The sequence below is a fragment of the Streptomyces sp. HUAS MG56 genome (genome assembly GCF_058673395.1).
In genome coordinates this window covers 4,691,311-4,714,078 of record NZ_CM178722.1, presented here as the reverse complement: position 1 = coordinate 4,714,078, position 22,768 = coordinate 4,691,311, and the positions used below count along the sequence as shown (strand labels likewise).

The following is a 22,768-nucleotide window of genomic DNA, read 5'->3' as shown; positions in this document are numbered from 1 at the left end:
CCTCAGGTAACGGAACATGCGCCGACGTCTCATCCAGTCCACCCTCGCCGTCGTCCTCGTCGTGATCGCCGTCTTCGGCGTCTCCCTGGTGATCGTCGAGTCCCGGACGATCAGCAACAGCGCCCAGGAGCGGGTGGACTCCGAGGCGGTGCGGCTGGCCAGCATCGTGGACAGCAGGATCCTCGCCGCGGAGAACGTCAACGCGGACGTGCTGCGCAATCCGGTCAGCAAGGAGCAGTACGCGGTCATCCGCATGCCCGGACAGCCCCCGATCGAGATCGGCACCAAGCCGCAGGGTGATGTGATCCACTCCACCCAGCACGGCGAGGAGGGCGAGACGGTCACCGTGCAGGAGCCGCGCTCCGCGGTGACCCGGGAGGTCGGCCGCACCCTGCTGATCATCGGGCTGGTCGCGCTGCTCGCCGTCGTCGCCGCCGTCCTGCTCGCCGTCCGCCAGGCCAACAAGCTCTCGTCCCCGCTGACCGATCTCGCCGAGACCGCCGAGCGCCTCGGCTCCGGCGACCCGCGCCCACGGCACAAGCGCTACGGCGTCCCCGAGCTGGACCGGGTCGCCGATGTGCTGGACTCCTCCGCCGAGCGGATCGGGCGGATGCTGACCGCCGAGCGACGGCTCGCCGCCGACGCCTCCCACCAGCTGCGCACCCCGCTGACCGCGCTCTCGATGCGGCTGGAGGAAATCACCCTCACGGATGACCCGGACATCGTGAAGGAAGAGGCGAACGTCGCGCTCACCCAGGTCGAGCGGCTCACGGACGTGGTCGAGCGGCTGCTGACGAACTCCCGCGACCCGCGCACCGGCTCCGCCGTCACCTTCGACCTGGACGAGGTCATCCAGCAGCAGCTCGCCGAGTGGCGGCCCGCCTACCGCAGCGCCGGCCGGGCCATCGTCAGCTCCGGCAAGCGCCATCTCCAGGCCGTCGGCACGCCGGGCGCGGTCGCCCAGGTGCTGGCGGCGCTGATCGAGAACTCCCTCATGCACGGTGGCGGCACGGTCGCGCTGCGTACCCGGGTCACCGGCAACCAGGCCGTGGTCGAGGTCACCGACGAGGGTCCCGGCGTCCCGGCCGACCTCGGCGCGCGCATTTTCGAGCGCACGATCAGCGGCCGCAACTCCACGGGGATCGGCCTGGCCGTCGCCCGCGACCTCGCGGAGGCCGACGGCGGCCGTCTGGAGCTCCTGCAGACCGCGCCCCCCGTCTTCGGCCTGTTCCTCTCCCGCACCCCGCCGGCCCGCAAGGCGGACGAGAGTCGGCCGACGGTCCGCTGAGGCACAGAAAAGTGGGCCCCCGGTCGGGGGCCCACTTCGTGCTCGATCTGTGCGCGTGTCCTACGGGACTCGCTGCGTCTTCGGTTCCGGCTCGGTCCGCGACGTCTGCGACGCGGCCGCCAGGATCGACTCCGCCTCCTGCGCCGGCTGCACCCGGAACACCCAGGTGCGGTACGACCAGAAGCGGAAGAGCGTGGCGACGCCGATGCCCACGAACTTGGAGATGTTGCTCTGCAGCGAGCTGTCCCAGCCCATGCCGTAGGTCGCCGCGTACAGCACGCCGTTCTCGATCACGAGGCCGATCGCACTGAAGAACAGGAACAGCGTGAGTTCCTTGGTGCGGCCGCTCTTCTCACGGTCCCGGTACGTCCAGTAACGGAAACCGACGTAGTTGAAGGCGATGGCGACCACGGTCGCGATGATGCTCGCGCGCACGACCGGCAGGCCGGAGGCGTGTCGCACCAGGTTGAAGACAGCGAGATTGACAAAGATGCCCGCGACACCGACGGTGCCGAACTTGGCCACCTCGCGCACGAGTCGTTGCAGCCCCGAGGAACGAGGTTCCATGGCTGGGCAGCTCCCGTCGGTAGGTTTCGTCAGCCCAGCCATGCTAACCAGGTGAACCGGCCGACGCCTGCGCTCCAGGCCACAGCTGGGAAACAGTCCGGAAAGAGGTCGGGAAGCCCGCGGTAAGAGGCCGTGCGAGGGACGCGATCCGGCTCCCTCGAAGTGGCCGATACGCTATAGGCGTGACGTTCCCGGTAGTCGGCATGGTCGGCGGGGGGCAGCTCGCGCGTATGACGCACGAAGCGGGCATCCCGTTGGGCATCAGGTTCAAGCTCCTCAGTGACACCCCTCAGGATTCCGCGGCGCAGGTCGTGAGTGATGTCGTCATAGGCGACTATCGCGACCTGGACACGCTGCGTGACTTCGCGCGCGGGTGCGATGTGATCACCTTCGATCACGAACACGTGCCCACCGAGCACCTCAGGGCCCTGGAGGCGGACGGCATTCCCGTGCGCCCGGGCCCCGACGCGCTGGTGCACGCCCAGGACAAGGGCGTGATGCGCGCGAAGCTCGACGCGATCGGCGTTCCGTGCCCCCGGCACCGGATCGTGGCCGACCCGGAGGACGTGGTCCGCTTCGCCGCGGAGGGCGACGGCTTCCCGGTCGTCCTCAAGACCGTCCGCGGCGGCTACGACGGCAAGGGCGTGTGGGTCGTGGAGACCCCCGAGGAGGCCGCGGAGCCGTTCCGCGCCGGTGTCCCGGTCCTCGCCGAGGAGAAGGTCGACTACGTCCGCGAGCTGGCCGCCTGCGTCGTCCGCTCCCCGCACGGCCAGGCCGTCGCCTACCCGGTCGTCGAGTCCCGGCAGGTGAACGGCGTCTGCGACACCGTGATCGCGCCCGCCCCCGGCCTGCCCGAGACCCTCGCGCTCCAGGCCGAGGAGATGGCGCTGCGGATCGCCAAGGAGCTCGGCGTCGTCGGGCATCTCGCCGTCGAGCTGTTCCAGACCCGCGACGGCCGTGTCCTCGTCAACGAACTGGCGATGCGACCGCACAATTCCGGCCACTGGACCCAGGACGGCGCGATCACCAGCCAGTTCGCCAACCACGTCCGCGCGGTCCTCGACCTGCCGCTCGGCGACCCGCGCCCGCGCGCCCCGTGGACGGTCATGGTCAACGTCCTGGGCGGCGACTACCCGGACATGTACTCCGCGTACCTGCACTGCATGGCCCGCGACCCCAAGCTCAAGATCCACATGTACGGCAAGGACGTGAAGCCCGGCCGCAAGGTCGGACACGTCAACACCTACGGCGACGACCTGGACGACGTGCTGGAGCGCGCCCGTCACGCTGCCGGCTACCTGAGAGGCACCATCACCGAATGAGTACCGCCGCCGGCCCCGTCGTGGGCATCGTCATGGGTTCGGACTCCGACTGGCCCGTCATGGAGGCCGCCGCCCAGGCCCTGGACGAGTTCGAGATCGCCTACGAGGTCGACGTCGTCTCCGCGCACCGCATGCCGCGCGAGATGGTCACGTACGGCGAGCAGGCCGCCGACCGCGGGCTGAAGGTGATCATCGCGGGCGCGGGCGGCGCCGCCCACCTGCCCGGCATGCTCGCCTCCGTGACCCCCCTGCCGGTCATCGGCGTGCCCGTGCCGCTGAAGTACCTGGACGGCATGGACTCGCTGCTGTCCATCGTGCAGATGCCGGCCGGTGTGCCCGTCGCCACCGTCTCCGTCGCCGGCGCCCGCAACGCCGGACTGCTCGCGGCCCGGATCCTCGCCACGCACGACGAGGACCTGCTGCACAAGATGCGCGACTTCCAGCACGACCTCAACGACCAGGCCACCGAGAAGGGCAAGCGGCTGCGCGCCAAGGTCGAGGGGTCGAGCGGCTTCGGCTTCGGGAAGTAAGACGTAATGACCTCAACTGACGAAGCACGGTCCCTGCTCCGCGAGTTCCCCGTCGTCGACGGCCACAACGACCTGCCCTGGGCGCTGCGCGAACAGGTCCGCTACGACCTCGCCGCCCGCGACATCGCCGTACCGCAGAACGAGCACCTGCACACCGACATCCCCCGCCTGCGCGAGGGCGGCGTCGGCGCGCAGTACTGGTCGGTGTACGTGCGCTCGGACCTGCCCGGCGCGGTCCCGGCCACCCTCGAACAGATCGACTGCGTACGGCAGTTGATCGCCCGGCACCCCGCCGACCTGCGGGCCGCGCTGACCGCCGCCGACATGGAGGCGGCGCGCGCGGAGGGCCGTATCGCCTCCCTGATGGGCGCGGAGGGCGGGCACTCGATCGACAACTCGCTGGGCACCCTGCGCGGTCTGTACGAGCTGGGCGTGCGCTACATGACGCTCACCCACAACGACAACAACGACTGGGCGGACTCGGCGACCGACGAGCCGAAGGTCGGCGGTCTGTCGGCGTTCGGCCGCGAGGTCGTCCGGGAGATGAACCGCCTCGGCATGCTGGTCGACCTCTCCCACGTGGCGGCCACGACGATGCGGGCCGCGCTGGACACCACGTCGGCGCCGGTGATCTTCTCGCACTCCTCCGCGCGTGCCGTGTGCGACCACCCGCGCAACATCCCGGACGACGTGCTGGAGCGGCTGCCCGCCAACGGCGGCATGGCGATGGTGACGTTCGTGCCGAAGTTCGTGCTCCAGGCGGCCGTCGACTGGACCCTGGCCGCCGACGAGAACATGCGCGCGCACGGCTTCCACCACCTCGCCTCGACGGCGGAGGCGATGAAGATCCACCGCGCCTTCGAGGAGCGCAACCCGCGCCCGATCGCCACGGTGTCCACGGTGGCGGACCACCTGGACCACATGCGCGAGGTGGCCGGCATCGACCACCTGGGCATCGGCGGCGACTACGACGGCACCGCCTTCACCCCGGACGGCCTGAGCGATGTCTCCGGCTACCCGAACCTGCTCGCCGAGCTGCTGGAGCGCGGCTGGTCCAAGGCCGACCTGGCCAAGCTGACCTGGCAGAACGCCGTGCGGGTGCTGGGCGCCGCGGAGGACGTGGCCCGTGGTCTTCAGGCGACGCGCGCCCCGTCCAACGCCACGATCGAGTCGCTCGACGGCGACGTCTGAGCGTCGGGCGCGTCGAGGGCGGGGTAGTCGTTGTAGCCGGCGGCCCCGCCCACGTACATGAAGTACCGGTCCCGGACCGGGTTGAGGGGTGCGCCGCGGCGCAGTCGCTCGACCAGGTCCGGGTTGGCGAGGAACGGCCGGCCGAGCGCGACCAGGTCGGCCCCGGCGGCCAGCATCTCCCGGGAGGCGCGGGCGACGGCCTCGCCGGACAGGTCGGTCAGGTCCGGGTTGCCGATCAAGGCGCCGGGCCAGGCGGCGCGGATCCGCCGGTACCAGCCGGCCGCCGGGTCGGAGCGCACCAGGTGCAGATAGGCGAGGTCAAGGCCCGTCAGCCGGGCGAGGAGCGTGGCGTAGAGGCCGTCGGTGTCCTCCTCGCGCACGCCGTTGACGGTGGAGGCGGGGGAGATCCGGATGCCCACCCGGTCGGCGCCGACCGCGTCGGCCACCGCCTCGGTCACCTCCACCGCGAACCGCACCCGCCGCCCGGCCGGGCCGCCGTAGGCGTCGTCGCGCCGGTTGGTGTTGTCCGCGAGGAACTGGTGCAGCAGCATCCCGTTGGCCGCGTGCACCTCGACCCCCTCGAAGCCCGCGTCGACCGCCCGTCGCGCGGCGGCGGCGAAGTCGGCGATCGTCGTACGGATGTCGTCGGCGGTCATCTCCCTCGGCACGGCGCCCGGTCGGTGTCCTCCGGCAGTGAAGATCGTCTCCGGCAGGGGCACCGCGGACGGGGCGACCGGGGTCAGCCCGGTGGTCGCCGGGTGGCTGACGCGGCCGCCGTGCTGGAGCTGGAGGAACATCCGCCCGCCGGCCGCGCGGACCGCGTCGGTGACCTTCCGCCAGCCCTCCTGGTGCCGGTCGGTGTGGATCGCGGTGATGTCCGGGTACGTCTGCCCGACCGCGTTCGGCGTCGAGCCCTCGGCGACGATCAGCCCGGCGGAGGCACGCTGGGCGTAGTGCGTGACCATGAGGTCGGAGGGGGTGCCGTCGGCCTCGGCGCGATTGCGGGTGAGCGGGGCCATCACGAGGTGGTGGGGGAGTTCGAGCCGGCCGAGCCGGGCGGGGGCGAGGAAGTCTGTGGTGTCCGTTGTCCGCGTCATGCCGGCACGGTAGAACTTGACACCGATGTGAGATTCAAGCCCTCGGCCGGCGGAGGCGGACATGCGGATCGGCGAACTGGCCCGGCGCACCGGGGTGAGCGAGCGGTCACTGCGCTACTACGAGACCCAGGGTCTGCTCGCCGCCGAGCGCACCCCCGGCGGCCACCGCGACTACCCCGAGCCGGCCGTCGACCGGGTCATCAGGATCCAGGAACTGTACGCGGCCGGGCTGCACAGCGAGAAGATCCGGCAGCTGCTGCCCTGCATGCGCGACCAGGACGGCGGCCCCTCCGCCATCGCCACCCCTCGCCTGGTCGAGGACCTCACCGCCGAGCGCGACCGCATCGACCGGATGATCGCCGACCTCGTACGCTCCCGCGACACCCTGGACGAGGTCATCCGCACGGCCCGCGACAGCTGACCGGCGTACCCCCGAACGCCCCACTCACCAGGAAGCTCCCGCTCCCTCCGTGCGACCGTGACGAGTACGCCTTCACCACGAGGTAGCTCAACCACGACGTAGCTCACGACGACGTACGGAGCCGCCATGGCCGACCTCCAGCACGGCATACCCACGACCACCGAGGCCGGCGCGGGAGAGGGCCTGCCGGACGACCCCTTCGCGCAGGACGACCCCGGCGCGCTCCTGGTGCGGGCCCACGCGCTGCTCGCCGAGCACCCCGTCGCCGACGGCTACAGCGGACTGCCCTGGGCCCTGCGCCATTTGCCCTGGTACGACCTGGAGCTGGGCGAGGCGGCCGTCGACACCGATGTGCCCCGGATGCGCGAGGGCCACGTGGGCGTGGTGTTCTGGTCGCTGCACCTGCCCGAGGGCCCCGGCGGCGACCGGGCGACGGCGGCGACCCTGGAGCAGCTGGACCAGGTGCGCACGGTGATCGAGGCGCATCCGGAGGGCCTGCGCCTGGTGGGCACCGCAGGGCAGGTCATCGACGCCCGCAACTGCGGCCGGGTCGCCGTGGTGCCGGGCCCCGCGTACGCCGCCGCGCTCGACGACTCCCTCGGCATCCTGCGGGTCCTGCGCACCCTCGGCCTGCGCGTCCTCACCCTGACCGGTACGGCCTGGGCGGGGGAGCGGGGGCTGAGCCGGTTCGGCGAGGAGGTGGTCCGCGAGATGAACCGCATCGGCGTGCTGGCGGACGTCTCCGGCGCCTGTGCCGCCACCGTCGAACGCACCCTCGCCCTGTCCAAGACCCCGGTGCTGTGCACCCGCTCCGCCGCCCGCGAGCTGCGCCCGCACCCGGCCAACCTGACCGACGAGCTGCTCACGGCGCTGGGCGCGGCGAAGGGGGTGTGCATGGTGCCGCTGACCGCCGAGCAGACCGGGCCGACGGTCAGGGACGTCGCCGACCATCTCGACCACGTCCGCGACGTGGCCGGCCCGCAGTGCGTCGGCCTGTCCGGCACCTACGACTCCGGCGCCGTCCACCCCCGGGACCTCGCCGACGCCTCGCGCTACCCCCACCTGATCGCCGAGCTCCTGCGCCGCGGCTGGGCCGAGGCCGAGCTGTCCCTGCTGACCTGGGGCAACGTCCAACGGGTGCTCCGCAGCGCGGACTTCATGGTCCGGGCGGCGCAGCGGCGCGCGTGAAGCGCGGCGATTCACAGGCAGTTCACCGGCCGGGTATGTGTCCGGTGGTGCAGAATGCGGGAGGACGCCGGTTCGGCCGACTGAGCCTCGGCCGAACCGGCGTCGTCCCGGACGGCTACGCCGTGGGGCGGCCCATCGCCCGGTACGTCCAGCCCGCCCGGCGCCACAGCTGCGGGTCGAGGGCGTTGCGCCCGTCCAGGATGAGGCGGGCCGCCGCGACCTCGCCGAGCGCCGCCGGGTCCAGCTCGCGGAACGCGCGCCACTCGGTCAGGTGCAGCACGGCGTCGGCGCCGCGCACGGCCTCCAGCGCCGAGTCGGCATAGCCGAGCGTCGGGAAGAGCTTGCGGGCGTTGTCCATGCCCTTCGGGTCGTACACGGTGACCTGGCCGCCCTGGAGGTGGATCTGACCGGCCACGTTCAGCGCGGGCGAGTCACGGACGTCGTCCGAGTCCGGCTTGAAGGTGGCGCCCAGCACCGCGATCCGCCTGCCGAGGAAGGACCCGCCGCCGAGCGCCTCGCGGGTCATCTCGACCATCTGACCGCGCCGGCGCATGTTGATGGAGTCGATCTCCCGCAGGAAGGTCAGCGCCTGGTCGGCGCCCAGCTCGCCGGCCCGCGCCATGAACGCCCGGATGTCCTTCGGCAGACACCCGCCGCCGAAGCCGATGCCCGCGCGCAGGAACTTGGCTCCGATCCGCTCGTCGTACCCGATGGCCTCCGCGAGCTTCACCACGTCACCGCCGGCGGCCTCGCACACCTCCGCCATCGCGTTGATGAAGGAGATCTTGGTGGCGAGGAAGGAGTTCGCGGCCGTCTTCACCAGCTCGGCGGTCGGGAAGTCGGTCACGACGAACGGCGTGCCCTCGCCGACCGGGACGGCGTACACCTCGCGCAGCAGCTTCTCGGCGCGCTCCCCGCGCACGCCCACCACGATCCGGTCCGGGTGCAGGGTGTCCTGCACGGCGAAGCCCTCGCGCAGGAACTCCGGGTTCCAGGCCAGCTCCGCCTCCGCGCCCACCGGGGCGTTCGCGGCCAGGTACGCCGCCAGCCGCTCGGCCGAGCCGACGGGCACGGTCGACTTGCCGACGACCAGGGCCGGGCGGTGCAGATGCGGGGCGAGCGAGGCGATGGCGGAATCGACGTACGACATGTCGCAGGCGTACTCGCCATGCTTCTGCGGGGTGTTCACGCACACGAAGTGGACATCGCCGAAGGCGCCGATCTCGGCCCAGTCGGTGGTGAACCGCAGCCGCCCGCTCGACCCCTCGATCCCGGCGACGTGCTTGCGCAGCAGCTCGTCCAGCCCCGGCTCGTACATCGGCGTCTCGCCGCGCTCCAGCAGGGCGATCTTCTCGGGGACGACATCGAGCCCGAGCACCTCGAAGCCGAGTTCGGCCATGGCGGCGGCGTGCGTGGCGCCGAGGTAGCCGGTGCCGATCACAGTGATCTTCAGGCTCATGGGGGTGCGCTCCAGCTCGGACTCGGGTACGTCGGGGATGCGGCCCCGAGCATAGTCGGGCACCTCACCGGGCAATTTCCCCGCTGTCGTGTAGCTCACGTAGGCGCGGCGCGGGCAGGCCTCTAAAATTTGAGTTACTTAACGGTAATTAGCGTCAGTATCACTGCGTCTTTGGAGCGTGAGAGACCGTGGCCGGATCGGCTGACTTCGACCTGTACCGCCCGTCCGAGGAGCACGACATGCTCCGCGACGCCGTCCGTTCCCTGGTCGAGGCGAAGATCGCGCCGTACGCCGCGGCGGTGGACGAGGAGGCCCGCTTCCCGCAGGAGGCCCACGACGCCCTCGTGGCGGGCGACCTGCACGCCGTGCACGTACCCGAGGAGTACGGCGGCGCCGGCGCCGACGCGCTCGCGACCGTCATCGTGATCGAGGAGGTCGCCCGCGCCTGCGTCTCCTCCTCCCTGATCCCCGCCGTGAACAAGCTCGGCTCGCTCCCGGTGATCCTCTCCGGCTCGGAGGACCTGAAGAAGAAGTACCTGTCCCCCCTGGCCAAGGGCGACGCGATGTTCTCGTACTGCCTCTCCGAGCCGGAGGCGGGCTCGGACGCCGGCGGCATGACGACCAAGGCGGTCCGCGACGGCGACCACTACGTCCTCAACGGCGTGAAGCGCTGGATCACCAACGCGGGCGTCTCCGACTACTACACGGTCATGGCCGTGACCGACCCGGCCAAGCGCACCAAGGGCATCTCCGCCTTCGTCGTCGAGAAGTCGGACGAGGGCGTCTCCTTCGGCGCCCCGGAGAAGAAGCTCGGCATCAAGGGCTCCCCGACCCGCGAGGTCTACTTCGACAACGTCCGCATCCCCGCCGACCGTATGATCGGCGCCGAGGGCACCGGCTTCGCGACCGCCATGAAGACCCTGGACCACACCCGCATCACCATCGCCGCCCAGGCGCTCGGTGTCGCCCAGGGCGCCTTCGACTACGCCAAGGGCTACGTCCAGGAGCGCAAGCAGTTCGGCAAGCCGATCGCCGACTTCCAGGGCATCCAGTTCATGCTCGCGGACATGTCGATGAAGATCTCGGCCGCCCGCGCCCTCACCTACCAGGCCGCCGCCGCCTCCGAGCGCGGCGACGCCGACCTCACCTACCTGGGCGCCGCCGCCAAGTGCTTCGCCTCGGACGTGGCCATGGAGGTCACCACGGACGCCGTCCAGCTGCTCGGCGGCTACGGCTACACCCGTGACTACCCGGTGGAGCGGATGATGCGCGACGCCAAGATCACGCAGATTTATGAGGGCACGAACCAAGTGCAGCGGATCGTCATGGCGAGGAACCTTCCCTAGCGGGGTTTTTGCGGGTCAGAAGCTGTTTTGAAGGTCCGGAAGGACACCCTCGGCTTTCTGCCCGTTGCGGCCCGATCAGTGCCGTTCCTGGGCGTCATGCTGGGGGAATCCTGGGCAGATGCCGGGCTGCAAACAGCCACTGACCTGCACAAACAACACAGCCCCCGGCGCGACGCCGGGGGCTGTTGTCGTACGCGTATCAGGCGACCTCTGATGCCTCCGTCGGGTCGTCGGCGTCGGGCGTCAACATCGTTGCGATGGCGGCCCGACCGCGCTGCTCGGCCCCTTCGAAGATGTAGTGGTAGTGCTCCCTCAGCACGTCCGTACTGCTGTGGCCCATCCAGTCGGCCACATCGTTCTCCGGGACTCCGGCGTACAGCAGCCGCGACCCGTAGTAGTGCCGGAGCGAGTGCGCCTTGCAGTACTGCACCTGTCCCTTGCCCAGAGCCTCCATCCAGATCTTCGGGTAGAAGTACGACGCGTAGAGGTAGCCGGTCCGCGTCACGTTGGGGAAGAGAAGCCGCTCCGGCCCCCATACGCCGTGGTTCTTGATGTGCCGCCGCAGCTCGAAGGCGACGTTCGGCGGGAGGGGGACGGAACGCCCTGGCTCGCCTTCTTCACGAGCCTTGATGTGCCGACGCTGGATCGCGCTGTTCTTCCCCGACTCGGTGTCTCCGTCCTCAGCGATCTGGAAGTCGACGCGAAGCGTCTCGGCCTTGAAGTCGATCTGATCGCGGGACACCGCCATGGCCTCACCCAGCCGCAGGCCGCACCCGGCCATGAGCCACAGCATCGCGCGGTATCGCGGAGGAGCGGCATCCAGCATCGCCAGAACTTCCCGCGTCGTGAGCCGCCTTGCGGTGCTCTTCTGCTCCCGGATCTCCTTGGCGCGGCTGCCCGCGCCCTTGACCTTCTTGCACGGGTTCCGGCCGACGATCTCGTTGACGACAGCCCAGTCCATCATCCCGGAGAAGAACGAGAACCGCTGACGCCGTGTGCGGGCGGACAGCTTCCGGTCCTGCTCCATCCACAAGAGCCACTGCACAACATCAGCGACCTTCAGGGACACGATGGAACGGGCCTTGAAGAACGGCTCAATGGTCGTGTTGAGGATCGACCGGTACTGCTTCTTGGTGCTGTTCTCCAGCTTCCTTTGATTCGTCCACTGCTCCCACACGGCCGTCACGGGCTGCTTGCCCAAGCGGTCGTCCAGGTAGGTCCCGGCGTCGAGTTCCTGCTCCTTGCGCTTGCGCTGGTCATCAGCCCGCTTCTTGGTCTCGAACGTCTTCTGTCGTTGCTTGCCGTCCGGGTCGTACCAGAACGTCGTCCACTTCTTCGGGTCGTCCTTTGACCGCGCGACCCATGCCCTTGCCACTGAAGCGGCCCCCTCCTGCTGCTGCCGACATACGGGCCCGCCCCGTCGTCGCGCCGGTCACTCCCCGGCGTTTCAAGTTTGCCCATGGGTCACCCTGGGTTGTCAACACAGGGTGGAACCCCCTGGGTGTGCTAACTTGAGCGATATGGAAGCGGATGACGGCGGGTTCGAGATCACTCAGCAGCAAGGCGCCTGGGTGGTCCGCATGTGGTGGCCAGTGGGGCCGGTCAACGGGGGGCCAAAGCGGATCACCATCGAGCCGGCCGACGATGCCCCTGCTCGTGAGGTGGCGCGGGGCATCTCGACCACTGTCCTGCGCAGGCTCGATGTAGCCGCAGCCCTGGAGTTGGCCAAGCAGGCTCCCGAAGCCCAGCGGACGTTGGAGGAGGTGGCAGGGAGGCTGAATGGGATGGGAGAGGCGGCGGGGCTCGCCCTGGAGGGCGAAGGCGTCTCAGAGCGGTACTTGGCCTTGCTTGTTGCCACGTACACCGCCATGGCGGATTTTGGGGCTCCTGCGCCCATTCCGTGGCTGGCACGGCTCATCGGCCGGCGACCTGAGACGGTGAAGGATCACCTGAAGCGGGCCAGAAGGGACGGCTTCCTGACCACAGTTGCCGGTAAGGCGGGTGGAGAGCTGACGGACAAGGCCAAAGCAGTACTTGAGGAAATGGCTGAAGCAGGTAGCCAAGGCGGCTGAACTACCTAGCACTTCATACGCATGAGCCCCCGAGGGTCTTCGGGGGCTTTCTTGTTTCTTGGAGGACGGATGGCGCTAGCCAAGCTGATGACCGTTGATGACGTAGCCGACTATCTGAACAAGCCCCGTTCCTGGGTGTAGGGGAACTGGAAGGCCGAACAGATCCCGTTCCGGAAGGTAGGGCAGTCGCTTCGATGCCGCCCTGCCGACCTGGATCGCTGGCTGGACGGCCAGGGGGCCGAGTGAGCTACCACTTTGCCAAGGTCTACCGGCCTGAACACTCCAATCCTGCAATCCGCAGCGCCGTACTTCATCTCGAACTTCGCATGTGGCTGCTGGCTTTGGACCGCATGCAGCGGGGAGGGCATTCACCGTTGGGATCCGGCGAATTGCAGCTCATCCTGACCAAGGAGAACGGAGAGCCGTACACCAAGGGTCGCTACTCGCAGGCGCTTGGATCCCTCAAGGCTGCTGGACTTCTGGCCCCGTCCGCCAGTTACCGATGCCTGCTCATCCCGTCTACCGTCGCGTCGATGGACGCCCCGTCAAGGAAGAAGCGAGAGGAGTGCGCCACGCACGGGCACAAAATCCCGTGGAACGGCAGGCACGGCGACTGGATGTTCAGCACGCCGGAAGCTGCTCAGCGTTGGGAAGCGGAGTGCGACAACATCGCCCGTCGCGGATCCCCGTTCCCCTCGAACGAGTGGGCACAGAGCGTCCGACTCAGGTCCGAGGAGTTTAACGAAACGGCACCCTCGGCCGCTTGATACCAAGGGCGAGTCCTACGCCCCTTCTTAAATACAGTTGACATGGCGACCTGGTGCAGTGCGGCGCTACTTACCTCGCAGCGCGGCGTACTTATTCGTCTCAGCGTCGATGTTCTTAGCGATGCGCTCCAGCTCCCAGCTGAATGGGCTTCTCCAATTATCAACGCCATGCTGAATTTTTACTCCGCAGCCGGAAAGCCGTTCCAGGCTGGCTCGAAGTTCACCGATAAGCTCCTGATGTCTAACCGGTTCAATAACCCAAGTCTTCACTGTCTCATTGGCGATCGGCAGCGCCTTTGTCAATTCTAGATGCGCTCGCCTAACCCGCTTACGCTCCTCTTCGACAGCCTTCAGTTCAGCGGCACGATCCTCGTCCATCTTGACGTGCCGGAGTTGCTGCCTCTTCTCCCGGTCACCCTTCATGATCTCGACGCGGTGCCGCAGATCGTCAACCCAGATCATGGTTGCCTCAAGCGAGGCTTTCCGCCAAGCCGTGATCATTCCGGCAGCGAAGCCGAAGACCAGCGTGCTAATGAGTCCGGCCCAGTCGACCACGTGTCCCCCTATTGCGCAGTCAGAGTGTCCAGGAATCTTACTCCCGGGCACTGACAGTGCGCGTCTCTCTTGACGAGCAACCTGGGCCTACCCCTGCCAGCCACGGGGGACATCTTGCCGGGGCTCGGAGGCGTCAGCCGTATAGCCGTCAAAGTGCACCTAGACCGGCTTCGGCGCGTACATCAGATTGTTCCTCCTCCCACACCACCAGGGCGAAGGACGTGCAGAGGCGCCGGAAGCCACCATGTCCGGTCCGGCCGGTATGGCTTATGCACCCGACATCGACGGAGGCCCCATCCGTTGAAGGGGTGGCCTGCCGGTCGCACTCATACGTCAGACACTCGGCCTCGAAGGTCACGTCAGTATTCGAGTGCCGGGTTGGTGATCTTGTGTTCGATCCAGCAAAGGATGGAACGGGGCATCACGGGCAAGTGAAGTCCAGCGAGGGACCGAAGCACCGGCAAGCCAAGCCGGTACAGGGCAGGTGCAGCAGAGTTACTAGCAAGTGGAACAGGCTTAATAATTCCCAGAGTTGGGGCGAACCGAAGAACAGGTGAGATGATTCCGGAGGGGTCCCTGATCTTCAGGGACCCTCTTCTCGTTCACTGATCAACCACATATGATCACCGATCACACGAACCATGTGGGGGGTCCATCTACATGCCAACGACACAGGGCAACCGCCCGCTGAGAAACATCGTTGACCGCTACGGCTGGCCGAAGGTGCTTCTCGTCGCCTGCATCATCGGCGCCTCGGGTGGCTGGATCAGCTCTCACATCGGCCACAACGACGGGCCGCCGGCCTGTGCGAAGCGGTGGGCTGGCGTGTGTCCGGCGTAAGTAACGCGGACGCGAACAAGATGGTCGAGTGTGACGACCCAACGGGATTACGTGATCCATGGTCTCTGAAGCTCCGCCGCAGTACACACAGCAACCTCTGACGGGGGAGCAGACGACTCGTCGAACCTCGTGCCAGCCTGCCACGATTGCGACCAACGTAAGGGCGACAAGACGCCGGCCGAGTTGATGATTGGATGGGATCTGCGCTCCCGGTGGAGCGGGAAGGGAACAGCCCAAAAGTCAGACTTCGGCGGCAAGAGTCTTCGGGACATGTACCTGTCTATACATGAAGAAGTGTTGACGCTGTTCGATGATCTCGACACGGTTGCGGCCGAGATAGCAGACCCGAAACGCCGGGCGTGGTTCATCTGGGCAACTCCCTTCAAGTACCCCAGTGACATAGGTATCGGGTACTACCGCGCGCGCTTCGCCGAGGAGGTTCAAAAAGCCAAGGCGGAGGGGTGGCCGGACAACCGTCCCGAATCGGTCAAGAAGAGGAGTGCCTAAACAAAGAAAAGCCCAGCTCGAAGGCCGGGGCTCTCTCGTTGCTTGGACTACGCGACTGGGCAGGCCAGTTCAGGGTGCGAACGATTCGGGGAGCACGTCACCACTGCCAGGGACAGATACGAGGGACGTTCGAGGTAGAAGCCGTACGACACATCAGCACCTGAGTGCAGTTGTTCGGCAGCAGCGTTCACCCGTCGGGCCAGGCGCGTGGTGTCTCGGTCCCTCTCCGATGCGAAACGGGGGGTGTACTCGGGCAGACGCTCACCGAGCCAGGCCGCAGCTTCCTTCGCCTCATCCCACGTGCCCCGAACCAGTGAATGGGGCTTGACGAGCCAGTACGCCGTTTCCAGCGGCGGGAGATCCGACGTGGGGAACTCTGCGGCCACCTCGCGGTAACGAAGGATCAGTTCTGGCCTGCTTCCGGCCGGGGGCGGCTCAGGATGTGGAGGTCGCCGCAGGGCCTCATTGTCGAAACGCTCTTTCGGGCCGGTCCATAGATAGCCGTGGTGGTGCACCAGTCGTTCCGTTCCGAGGAGTGCCAGCCGGGCCGAACCCAGGGACGGGGGATGGACCCGGCCCGGCTGGCTAGAGGGGGAGGATCAGACGTTCAGGCCGAAGCGGGCCGGGTCGATACCGGCCGCGTCCAGCTCCTCCGTAGTGAAGCGCAGCGGCTCTGCGTTCGGCCGCTTGCTGTCACTGAGGGCCCAGGCGTCCTCGCCGATGCGGGCCAGGGTCACGCACCCCTCGGTGCAGGGGCCACCGCACGCCTGGACGAACGAGGCCCCACTGATGTCGAGCGCGTACAGGTCGGTTCCGTTCTGCATCACTGCACCTTCCTGCTCAACTAATCGCGGCCATGACTGACCGCCGCCGCCCGTAGCGGGCGGGAGTCCAGGTCCGCCACAACTGCGGCAGGGGCTCTACTCGGCGCGAACGACCATGGCGAACGAGGTCCTGATACGTCGGAAACCGGCGTGACCAGAGCGGCCCGTGTGGCTTATGCACTCCACATCGAGGGATGCCGACTCGGTGGAAGGTGTCGCCTTCCACTTGCAGTGCAGGCACTCAGCCTCAAAGGTCACGTCCGTATCCGGGTGCTCGGTGATCCTGTGCATCACGTACCGCATCACCGTTCTGATGGTCACAGCCGGCCCCTACGGCTCTGCGCGTTGGCTTCGGCAACTCTGCTGCTCAGTCCCTCTGTCGACCCATTCGGCGGGGTCTTGTAGTCAGGACACTTCGGGATCCCACACTCGCACCGGGGCCAGCGCAAGGCCGAACTGGGCGCCATGTCGGCGCCTTCGGGGCCAGGATCGCTCTTGTGCACCATGAGCACGCCGCCTACGCCGAATGCATCGGAGAGACGGGATAGGAACTGTCGGGCCTCACTGCTGCCCAGATGATCAGCCGGTTCGGTGCCCCGCGCCCTGCTTTCGCCCATCACGCCGCGCCCTCCCGATCGTTTCCGCGTCGATGTGCCGACCGTAGGAAGTGGCGACTGTCGGGCTCCACAAACTTGCACGAGCTTGCACGCCAATTCTTGTGGCTGGTAGCCATATTGACGCTGTCTCCACAGGTCAACGACGCTGATGCAAGCCCGAGCAAGCACCTAGACCAGGGAGCCAGCCATGGCCGTAGAGTTCATTGGAATCGACCCCGACACGGACCGGGACCACTGCCCCACCGTGTGGGCAGACGCCGAAGCTCAGGAGGTCTTGTTGCAGGGGTGGAAGCCGAGCACTGAGACTCAGGCGGACTGCGAGGCAAGCAGCCCCGCGAACGGTCCGGTGCCCGAGAGCGAAGCCATCGTGAGGATTCCGGCCCGGATGATCCCGATGATCAGGGAGGCGTGTGATGCTGTCGAGCGTGCCCAGCTTCGCTGAGCTGCTTGGCCAGTGCGAGCGGTCCGCTGTCCACCTGGAGCTGCGTGACGCCTACGCGCCAACGGATCGGTTCGAGGCCTGGAAGAGGGGCGAGCGGATCAACTGGGAGGACCGTGAATCCTGGTGGCACCCCTACGACCAATTGATCACGGACACCGTGGCCCGGGGCGTGGCGATTCGCCGAGCCCGGGTGGTCTCCGAGCCGGTATCGGATTACATCCGGTGGGAGCACTACGTCACCCGCGCCAACGTCACGGCCGGTGAGGAAGTGCGGTGGTTGCCACGGCGACGGGCCACGAGTATCCCTCTGCCAGGGAATGACTTCTGGTTGTTCGATGGTGCGCTGCTACGGGTGCACCACTTCTCAGGTGACGGTGCGGTGGTGGAGGACGAGGTAACGACGGACCCAGAAGCCGTGAAGCTGTGCTCCGCCGCGTTCGAAGCAGTCTGGGAGCGAGCGATCCCGCACCACCTGTACAAGATCTGACGAAAGCCAGCTCCGTGCCCACACACCCGTCCTCACGCGTTCAGCAGGTCCGCGAAGAGCTGGCCGGCCGTCTGCGTGAGATCCGGAAGGATGCGGGGATCAGCGGGCGGGAGCTGGCCGTCAGGTGCGGTTGGTCAGAGTCGAAGTCATCCAGGATCGAGAACGCGAAGACGCCTCCCTCCGATAGGGACATTAGAGCGTGGTGCCGAGCCTGCGCCGCTGATGATCAGGTCCCCGACTTGATCGCGGCTAACAGACAGTCCGCCGATGCTCACGTGCAGTGGAGACGACTCCAGCGGAGCGGCCTACGTCGCCTGCAAGAGTCCACAGGTGATCTGTACCAACAAACCAAGCTATTCCGGATCTACGTCTCCGACGTGATTCCCGGATTCCTCCAGACGCCCGGATACGCCACTGCCCTGCTGTCATCCATTGCAGACTTCCGAGGAACCCCGGATGACGTGAGTGACGCTGTGACGGCCCGCATGAGGCGTAACGGGGTGCTGAGCAACGGCACACGCCGGTTCTCGTTTGTACTGGAGGAGTCCGTGTTGCGGTACCGGCTGTGCAGCGCAGAGACGATGGCAGCGCAGCTTGGTCATCTGCTCGGGGTCATGGATCTCCAGAACGTTGCCGTGGGGATCGTCCCGTTCTCGGCGCAGCGGACTATGTGGCCGATGCCAACCTTCACGATCTTCGACGGCACCAGGGTGCACGCGGACACGCTGGATGCTGCTGCCACCCTCACGCAGCCCAGCCAGGTCGAGTTGTACGCCCGAGCCTTTGACCGGCTCTCGCAGGTGGCCGCGAGGGGAGCAGCGGCACGTTCCCTGATAGCGGATGCGGTGGCCTCCCTCACGTGACAAGCGATGTCGGTGCACCCCTCGGTAGTGATCATGGGGAAATGCTGGGGGAGTACCTCCTGAAGGGTATGTTCGTGCAGGTCAACGCCATGTGACCTGTAAGGCAAAGGGATCTACGAGGGCACGAACCAGGTCCAGCGGATCGTGATGGCCCGCAACCTGCCGTAACGGCACGGGAGTTCACGGCTCGGTGAAAGGCGCCCTCTGGGGCGCCTTTTCGCTGCCCGGGGGCACCTGCCGACCGGTCGGTCACATGCGGGACCCCGGCGCCTGACATAGGACAGAAGCACGCGGGGACCCGTCCAGGGGTCCCACTTCCCCCAGGAGGAGCCATGACCCAGTCCGGAATGACGATGAAGCCCATGACGCAGCAGATGCAGGAGTGCGTCGACGCCTGCATGACCGCGCACCGTATGTGCGAGGAGACCATGAGCTCCTGCATGCACATGGGCGGGCAGGTGCAGATGAAGATCATGCGTGCGCTCATGGACTGCTCCGAGACGACCCGCATGTGCGCCGACATGATGATGCGCCGCTCGCCCATGGCGGGCGAGATGTGCGCGATGTGCGCCAAGGCGTGCGACATGTGTGTCGAGGCGTGTATGACGATGCCGGACGACCCGCAGATGATGCGCTGCGCGGAGGCGTGTCGCCGCGCGGCGCAGATGTGCCGGACGATGGCGGGCGCCGCTATGTGAGAGCGCGGCCGGCCACGGCGGAGGGCGCCCCCGGGGGCGCCCTCGGCTGCGTGCACGGACCGGTCTAGTTGCCGGAGACGGTGACCTTCTGGTCGTTGTTCAGCTCGTCCACCAGCGTCTTCACCTTCGTCTTGTCCCAGACGAGGTTGCCGCCGACCGAGCCGGAGATCGGCATGTTCAGGGACGTGCCGGCACCGCCCTGGACCCCCTTCATCGCCCAGAACATCGAGGCCAGGTCCCACAGGCCCATGTCCTTGTCGACGATCAGCGAGTCCAGGCCCGCGCCCATCACCGGGTAGAACGTGAAGGGGTTCAGGATCGTCGAGGGCGTCGCCACCTGGTGGGCCAGTGCCGACAGGAACTTCTGCTGGTTCTTGGTGCGCTGGAGGTCGCTCGCGGCGAAGGCGTGCCGGGTGCGGACGAAGGCGAGGGCCTGTGCGCCGTTCAGCGTCTGCTGGCCCGCCTTGAAGTTCGCGCCGGACCATTTGTCCGAGAAGCCCTTGTCGATGTTGATATCGACACCGCCGACCGCGTCCACGATGTTCGCGAAGCCCTGGAAGCCGATCTCCACGTAGTGGTCGATGTGCAGACCCGTGTTCGCCTCGATCGTGCGGACCAGCAGCGTCGGCCCGTCCTCGGCGTAGGTCGCGTTGAGCTTCTCCTGCCGGCCGTGCGCCGGGTAGACCTTCCCGGACGTGGAGCCCTTGTACGACGGGACGGTCACGTTCGAGTCGCGCGGCAGCGAGACCAGCGTGTCGCCGTTGTCGCCGACGTGCAGGATCATCATCGAGTCCGTGCGCTTGCCCTCGGCGGAGCCGGTGTGCAGCTTCTGCTCGTCCGCCTTGGACATGCCCTCGCGGCTGTCCGAGCCGACGATCAGGTAGTTCGTGCCGGAGCCCGACGCGGGCCGGTCGATCACCTGGGACAGGTCGACCTCGCGGCGCAGCTTGGAGTCGGCCCAGAAGTAGGTCGCGACCGACGTGACGACCAGCACGGTCGCCAGCGTGAGCACGGTCCACTTGATCCGCCGCCGCCAGTTCGGCGCGGGACGCGCCCCCCGGACCGGCGCACCGCCCGGCCCCTCCGGCCCGCCCCCGCCGGGACCGCCGTAGACCTGGCCCGTGTTGTAGCCGCTGTCGTACTCGCCGTAACCGTCGTCGTACGACGGCTGCTGCGGCACGCCGGCCGCCCCGTACGGCGGGGCGGCCGGGCCGCGGTTGCCGTACGCCGAGCGCTGCCCGGGCGGTGTCGCCGGGCCGCGCCGCACCTGGCGCATCACCTGGGCGCCCTCCGGCTGTGCGTCGGAGCTGCCGCGCCCGTAGCGCGGGCCGCGGTTGTCGTCGGACCATCCCTCGGGCCAGTCATTCATGGGCCCAGTGTGCAGGGCGCGGACATGGGCCGTACAAGAGCTGTCGGAAAATAGGAGCGGCGCTGTTGCGAAGCCGACACAAATTCCGTGAAAGTCGCATCGGCATAAGGTGGAGGGCATGACAGACCAGGCCACGGACGTGGAACGGGACATGGAACCGGACATACCAGGCAAGCCGACGTCCGCCTCACGCACCACTCTCAGCCACATCATGACCCACAACGACACCAACCTTCTGGGCACGGTGCACGGCGGCGTGATCATGAAGCTGGTCGACGACGCGGCGGGCGCGGTGGCGGGCCGGCACTCCGGCGGTCCCGCCGTCACCGCGTCCATGGACGAGATGGCCTTCCTGGAGCCGGTCCGCGTCGGCGACCTGGTCCATGTGAAGGCCCAGGTCAACTGGACCGGCCGGACCTCCATGGAGGTCGGCGTCCGGGTCCTGGCCGAGCGCTGGAACGAGTCGGCCCCGGCGACGCAGGTCGGCTCGGCCTATCTGGTCTTCGCCGCCGTCGACGCCGACGGCAAGCCGCGCCGGGTGCCCGCGGTGGTTCCGGAGACCGACCGCGACCGGCGCCGCTACCAGGAGGCCCAGATCCGCCGCACGCACCGCCTGGCCCGCCGCCGGGCGATCCGGGAGCTGCGGGAGCGGCGCCTTGCCGAGGGGTTCGAGGACTGACCGGGTCCTAGGACCCCGCGCACACCACGTCGCTGCCGCGCACCGCGCGCGGGGCCGGCTGCCCCGGGTCCTCGAAGCGCACCTTGTGCACGTCCTTGAAGTCCGCCGCGACCGTCAGCCTCAGCAGCTGCCCCTGCCCCGGTACGGCCCGCAGCTCGGCGCCCGGCAGGGCCGCGGCGAGGGCGCGGGCGGAGCGGTCCCAGCGGGGGTCGTAGGAGATGACCGAGTGCGGGACATGGGCCGGGGCCGTCACCGGCTGCCGGGTCGTGGTGAAGCCCGCCTCCGCCAGCGCCGCGTCCACCCGCTTGGCCAGTCCCAGGGTGGCCGAGCCGTTCGCCACCTGGACCCGGACCTGCCCCGGATCCACGTCCACCGGGGTCACCGGGGCCGGTGCCGGGCCGTCGTGCCGCGGCTGGTCCGCGGTGAGCGGCTTGTCGTCGCGCAGGGACGTGAACAGCTCGTCCGCCTTCGCCTGGTCCCACTTCAGGGTCGAGCCGATGCCCCTGACCTCGTAGTTCATCTGCCCGATGGGCACGGTGACGAACTCGGAGGAGGAGGGCGAGAAGTCCCGCATGGCCCGGCCGAGGTCGAGCAGTTCGTCCGTGCCGAAGGTCTCGTCGGCGCGGACCGAGCCGAGCACCGCCCGGGCCACGTCCCTGAACCGCATCGGGTTCAGCAGCACCCCCGAGGAGGCGGCCTTCTCGATCAGCGAGGCCAGGAACCGCTGCTGCCGCTTCATCCGCCCCAGGTCGCTGGTGCCGTCGACGTGCCGGGCCCGCACGTACTGCAGCGCCTGCCCGCCCTTGAGGGTGTGCGTGCCGGGCGCGAGGTCGAGCCCGCTGTACGTGTCTTTCAGCGGGGTCGGCGTGCAGATCTTCACCCCGCCGAGGACGTCCACGGTCTTCATGAAGCTGGTGAAGTCGACCTCCAGATAGTGGTCGATCTTCACATGGGTCATGTTCTCGACCGCGCGGACGGTCAGCTGGGGGCCGCCCTCGGAGTAGGCGGCGTTCAGCCTGATCGGGTGCGCCGGGTGCTGCTGCCCGGTGGCCTGGTCGGTGCGGGCGGGCACCTCGGCGTAGGAGTCGCGCGGCAGGCTCACCACGGTGGCCCGGTCCCGGTTCTCCGAGATGTGCACGATCATCATCGTGTCCGTGCAATGGCAGGGCGCCCCGCCCAGCCGGTACGCCCGCCGCTCCTGCTCGGTGATTTTGTCGCGGCCGTCGGTGCCGACCAGCAGCACGTTCATCCCGTGGCCCGCCCGGGGCCGGTTCTTCATGTCCTTGAACGCGTCGACCCGTGTGATGCCCGCGTCCAGGCTGCTGATCACCGTGTGCCCGATCCCGGCCGAGGCCAGCACCACCACGGACAGTGTGCACAGCGCCCGCATGGCCCAACGCGGCCGGCGGGGGGTGCGCAGGGACCTCACCGGCCCTACGGGCGGGCGCGGCACACGGCGGGGCGGCTGCGGTCGGCGCTGCGGAGGCGCGGGGGACCGGGGCGGGCTGGCCAAGGGGGACACCTCCGGGCGAGGCCGTACGTGGGATCCGTGAGCACGGTAGGCCGATACGATCTCCAGCCCGGTCCTGCGCCCCTGCGGCACGCAAAGGTGTCCCCCGTTCGCGGTAACGTGAGCCCC

Annotated in this window: 26 protein-coding genes; 15 read left to right on the top strand and 11 right to left on the bottom strand. The window is 68.2% G+C overall.

Going from position 1 to position 22,768, the window contains the following annotated elements; all coding sequences use genetic code 11:
* The first annotated feature begins 16 nt into the window (after positions 1 to 16).
* Entirely contained in the window at positions 17 to 1,288 is a 1,272-nt protein-coding gene (locus tag AC4OXY_RS22290; RefSeq protein ID WP_356027305.1) for a sensor histidine kinase, read from the top strand.
* Between the two features lie 60 nt (positions 1,289 to 1,348).
* Here AC4OXY_RS22290 and AC4OXY_RS22285 read toward each other — a convergent pair whose 3' ends face one another.
* Positions 1,349 to 1,855: a GtrA family protein gene (locus AC4OXY_RS22285; RefSeq protein WP_356035537.1), complete on the bottom strand. Its 507-nt coding sequence runs from the start codon at positions 1,853 to 1,855 to the stop codon at positions 1,349 to 1,351.
* A 182-nt stretch (positions 1,856 to 2,037) separates the two neighbouring features.
* Here AC4OXY_RS22285 and AC4OXY_RS22280 point away from each other — a divergent pair, with 182 nt between their 5' ends.
* Genes AC4OXY_RS22280 through AC4OXY_RS22270 form a run of 3 tightly spaced genes read left to right on the top strand, consistent with a single transcriptional unit; the run spans position 2,038 to position 4,898 of the window.
* Positions 2,038 to 3,177, top strand: a complete 1,140-nt coding sequence (locus AC4OXY_RS22280; protein WP_356035535.1) for a 5-(carboxyamino)imidazole ribonucleotide synthase — start codon at positions 2,038 to 2,040, stop codon at positions 3,175 to 3,177.
* Positions 3,174 to 3,707 (top strand): 5-(carboxyamino)imidazole ribonucleotide mutase, encoded by a 534-nt coding sequence (gene purE, locus AC4OXY_RS22275; RefSeq protein WP_356035532.1) that lies wholly within the window; start codon positions 3,174 to 3,176, stop codon positions 3,705 to 3,707. The genes AC4OXY_RS22280 and purE overlap by 4 nt, the downstream gene beginning before the upstream one ends.
* Positions 3,708 to 3,713: 6 nt before the next feature.
* Positions 3,714 to 4,898 carry a dipeptidase gene (locus AC4OXY_RS22270; protein ID WP_356035529.1) on the top strand — a complete coding sequence of 395 codons (1,185 nt, stop codon included), beginning with the start codon at positions 3,714 to 3,716 and terminating at the stop codon, positions 4,896 to 4,898.
* On the opposite strand, the gene AC4OXY_RS22265 is transcribed toward AC4OXY_RS22270, so the two are convergent.
* A complete protein-coding gene (locus tag AC4OXY_RS22265; protein WP_376287212.1) occupies positions 4,841 to 5,995 on the bottom strand; it encodes an alkene reductase in 1,155 nt (384 codons plus the stop codon). The two genes, AC4OXY_RS22270 and AC4OXY_RS22265, sit on opposite strands and share 58 nt — an antisense overlap.
* Positions 5,996 to 6,056: 61 nt before the next feature.
* Between AC4OXY_RS22265 and AC4OXY_RS22260 the strand changes: the two genes are divergently transcribed.
* Together AC4OXY_RS22260 and AC4OXY_RS22255 are read left to right on the top strand one after the other, a co-directional pair.
* Positions 6,057 to 6,416 (top strand): MerR family transcriptional regulator, encoded by a 360-nt coding sequence (locus AC4OXY_RS22260; RefSeq protein WP_071379426.1) that lies wholly within the window; start codon positions 6,057 to 6,059, stop codon positions 6,414 to 6,416.
* A 126-nt stretch (positions 6,417 to 6,542) separates the two neighbouring features.
* Positions 6,543 to 7,604, top strand: a complete 1,062-nt coding sequence (locus tag AC4OXY_RS22255) for a dipeptidase (RefSeq protein ID WP_362823252.1) — start codon at positions 6,543 to 6,545, stop codon at positions 7,602 to 7,604.
* A 115-nt stretch (positions 7,605 to 7,719) separates the two neighbouring features.
* On the opposite strand, the gene AC4OXY_RS22250 is transcribed toward AC4OXY_RS22255, so the two are convergent.
* Positions 7,720 to 9,063, bottom strand: coding sequence for a UDP-glucose dehydrogenase family protein (locus AC4OXY_RS22250; protein WP_356035547.1), 1,344 nt, complete (start codon positions 9,061 to 9,063; stop codon positions 7,720 to 7,722).
* A gap of 188 nt (positions 9,064 to 9,251) precedes the next feature.
* Between AC4OXY_RS22250 and AC4OXY_RS22245 the strand changes: the two genes are divergently transcribed.
* Positions 9,252 to 10,409: an acyl-CoA dehydrogenase family protein gene (locus AC4OXY_RS22245; RefSeq protein ID WP_356035522.1), complete on the top strand. Its 1,158-nt coding sequence runs from the start codon at positions 9,252 to 9,254 to the stop codon at positions 10,407 to 10,409.
* 199 nt (positions 10,410 to 10,608) lie between these two features.
* Here the strand turns inward: AC4OXY_RS22245 and AC4OXY_RS22240 are convergent, their stop codons facing one another.
* Positions 10,609 to 11,784: a tyrosine-type recombinase/integrase gene (locus tag AC4OXY_RS22240; protein ID WP_376287206.1), complete on the bottom strand. Its 1,176-nt coding sequence runs from the start codon at positions 11,782 to 11,784 to the stop codon at positions 10,609 to 10,611.
* 145 nt (positions 11,785 to 11,929) lie between these two features.
* Between AC4OXY_RS22240 and AC4OXY_RS22235 the strand changes: the two genes are divergently transcribed.
* Together AC4OXY_RS22235 and AC4OXY_RS22230 are read left to right on the top strand one after the other, a co-directional pair.
* Complete coding sequence (locus AC4OXY_RS22235; protein ID WP_376287715.1) at positions 11,930 to 12,481, top strand: hypothetical protein; 552 nt, start codon at positions 11,930 to 11,932, stop codon at positions 12,479 to 12,481.
* A gap of 242 nt (positions 12,482 to 12,723) precedes the next feature.
* On the top strand, positions 12,724 to 13,248 hold the full coding sequence (locus tag AC4OXY_RS22230) for a hypothetical protein (RefSeq protein ID WP_376287204.1): 525 nt from the start codon (positions 12,724 to 12,726) through the stop codon (positions 13,246 to 13,248).
* A gap of 66 nt (positions 13,249 to 13,314) precedes the next feature.
* On the opposite strand, the gene AC4OXY_RS22225 is transcribed toward AC4OXY_RS22230, so the two are convergent.
* A complete protein-coding gene (locus AC4OXY_RS22225) occupies positions 13,315 to 13,803 on the bottom strand; it encodes a hypothetical protein (protein ID WP_376287201.1) in 489 nt (162 codons plus the stop codon).
* Positions 13,804 to 13,951: 148 nt separating this feature from the next.
* The gene (locus tag AC4OXY_RS22220) at positions 13,952 to 14,161 is read right to left on the bottom strand and encodes a DUF7848 domain-containing protein (RefSeq protein WP_491994500.1); all 210 of its coding nucleotides are present in this window, start codon (positions 14,159 to 14,161) and stop codon (positions 13,952 to 13,954) included.
* Positions 14,162 to 14,913: 752 nt separating this feature from the next.
* On the opposite strand from AC4OXY_RS22220, the gene AC4OXY_RS22215 reads away from it, so the two are divergent.
* Entirely contained in the window at positions 14,914 to 15,150 is a 237-nt protein-coding gene (locus AC4OXY_RS22215) for a hypothetical protein (protein WP_491994499.1), read from the top strand.
* Positions 15,151 to 15,197: 47 nt separating this feature from the next.
* On the opposite strand, the gene AC4OXY_RS22210 is transcribed toward AC4OXY_RS22215, so the two are convergent.
* The 3 genes from AC4OXY_RS22210 to AC4OXY_RS22200 form a co-directional block, all read right to left on the bottom strand.
* Positions 15,198 to 15,665 (bottom strand): hypothetical protein, encoded by a 468-nt coding sequence (locus AC4OXY_RS22210; protein WP_376287196.1) that lies wholly within the window; start codon positions 15,663 to 15,665, stop codon positions 15,198 to 15,200.
* An 84-nt stretch (positions 15,666 to 15,749) separates the two neighbouring features.
* Positions 15,750 to 15,974 (bottom strand): DUF397 domain-containing protein, encoded by a 225-nt coding sequence (locus AC4OXY_RS22205; RefSeq protein WP_376287193.1) that lies wholly within the window; start codon positions 15,972 to 15,974, stop codon positions 15,750 to 15,752.
* A gap of 96 nt (positions 15,975 to 16,070) precedes the next feature.
* Positions 16,071 to 16,277: a DUF7848 domain-containing protein gene (locus AC4OXY_RS22200; RefSeq protein ID WP_491994626.1), complete on the bottom strand. Its 207-nt coding sequence runs from the start codon at positions 16,275 to 16,277 to the stop codon at positions 16,071 to 16,073.
* A gap of 501 nt (positions 16,278 to 16,778) precedes the next feature.
* Here AC4OXY_RS22200 and AC4OXY_RS22195 point away from each other — a divergent pair.
* The 4 genes from AC4OXY_RS22195 to AC4OXY_RS22180 all read left to right on the top strand — a co-directional run bounded on the left by AC4OXY_RS22195 (position 16,779) and on the right by AC4OXY_RS22180 (position 19,081).
* Positions 16,779 to 17,033, top strand: coding sequence for a hypothetical protein (locus AC4OXY_RS22195; protein ID WP_491994498.1), 255 nt, complete (start codon positions 16,779 to 16,781; stop codon positions 17,031 to 17,033).
* The gene (locus AC4OXY_RS22190; protein ID WP_376287188.1) at positions 17,005 to 17,520 is read left to right on the top strand and encodes a DUF6879 family protein; all 516 of its coding nucleotides are present in this window, start codon (positions 17,005 to 17,007) and stop codon (positions 17,518 to 17,520) included. The genes AC4OXY_RS22195 and AC4OXY_RS22190 overlap by 29 nt, the downstream gene beginning before the upstream one ends.
* Positions 17,521 to 17,534: 14 nt before the next feature.
* The gene (locus AC4OXY_RS22185) at positions 17,535 to 18,383 is read left to right on the top strand and encodes a helix-turn-helix domain-containing protein (RefSeq protein ID WP_376287185.1); all 849 of its coding nucleotides are present in this window, start codon (positions 17,535 to 17,537) and stop codon (positions 18,381 to 18,383) included.
* Between the two features lie 332 nt (positions 18,384 to 18,715).
* Complete coding sequence (locus AC4OXY_RS22180; RefSeq protein WP_356035519.1) at positions 18,716 to 19,081, top strand: four-helix bundle copper-binding protein; 366 nt, start codon at positions 18,716 to 18,718, stop codon at positions 19,079 to 19,081.
* A 64-nt stretch (positions 19,082 to 19,145) separates the two neighbouring features.
* On the opposite strand, the gene AC4OXY_RS22175 is transcribed toward AC4OXY_RS22180, so the two are convergent.
* The gene (locus AC4OXY_RS22175) at positions 19,146 to 20,450 is read right to left on the bottom strand and encodes an LCP family protein (protein ID WP_362823255.1); all 1,305 of its coding nucleotides are present in this window, start codon (positions 20,448 to 20,450) and stop codon (positions 19,146 to 19,148) included.
* Positions 20,451 to 20,568: 118 nt separating this feature from the next.
* Between AC4OXY_RS22175 and AC4OXY_RS22170 the strand changes: the two genes are divergently transcribed.
* On the top strand, positions 20,569 to 21,129 hold the full coding sequence (locus AC4OXY_RS22170; RefSeq protein ID WP_356035514.1) for an acyl-CoA thioesterase: 561 nt from the start codon (positions 20,569 to 20,571) through the stop codon (positions 21,127 to 21,129).
* 7 nt (positions 21,130 to 21,136) lie between these two features.
* On the opposite strand, the gene AC4OXY_RS22165 is transcribed toward AC4OXY_RS22170, so the two are convergent.
* The gene (locus AC4OXY_RS22165; protein WP_491994497.1) at positions 21,137 to 22,642 is read right to left on the bottom strand and encodes an LCP family protein; all 1,506 of its coding nucleotides are present in this window, start codon (positions 22,640 to 22,642) and stop codon (positions 21,137 to 21,139) included.
* Positions 22,643 to 22,768: the final 126 nt, after the last annotated feature.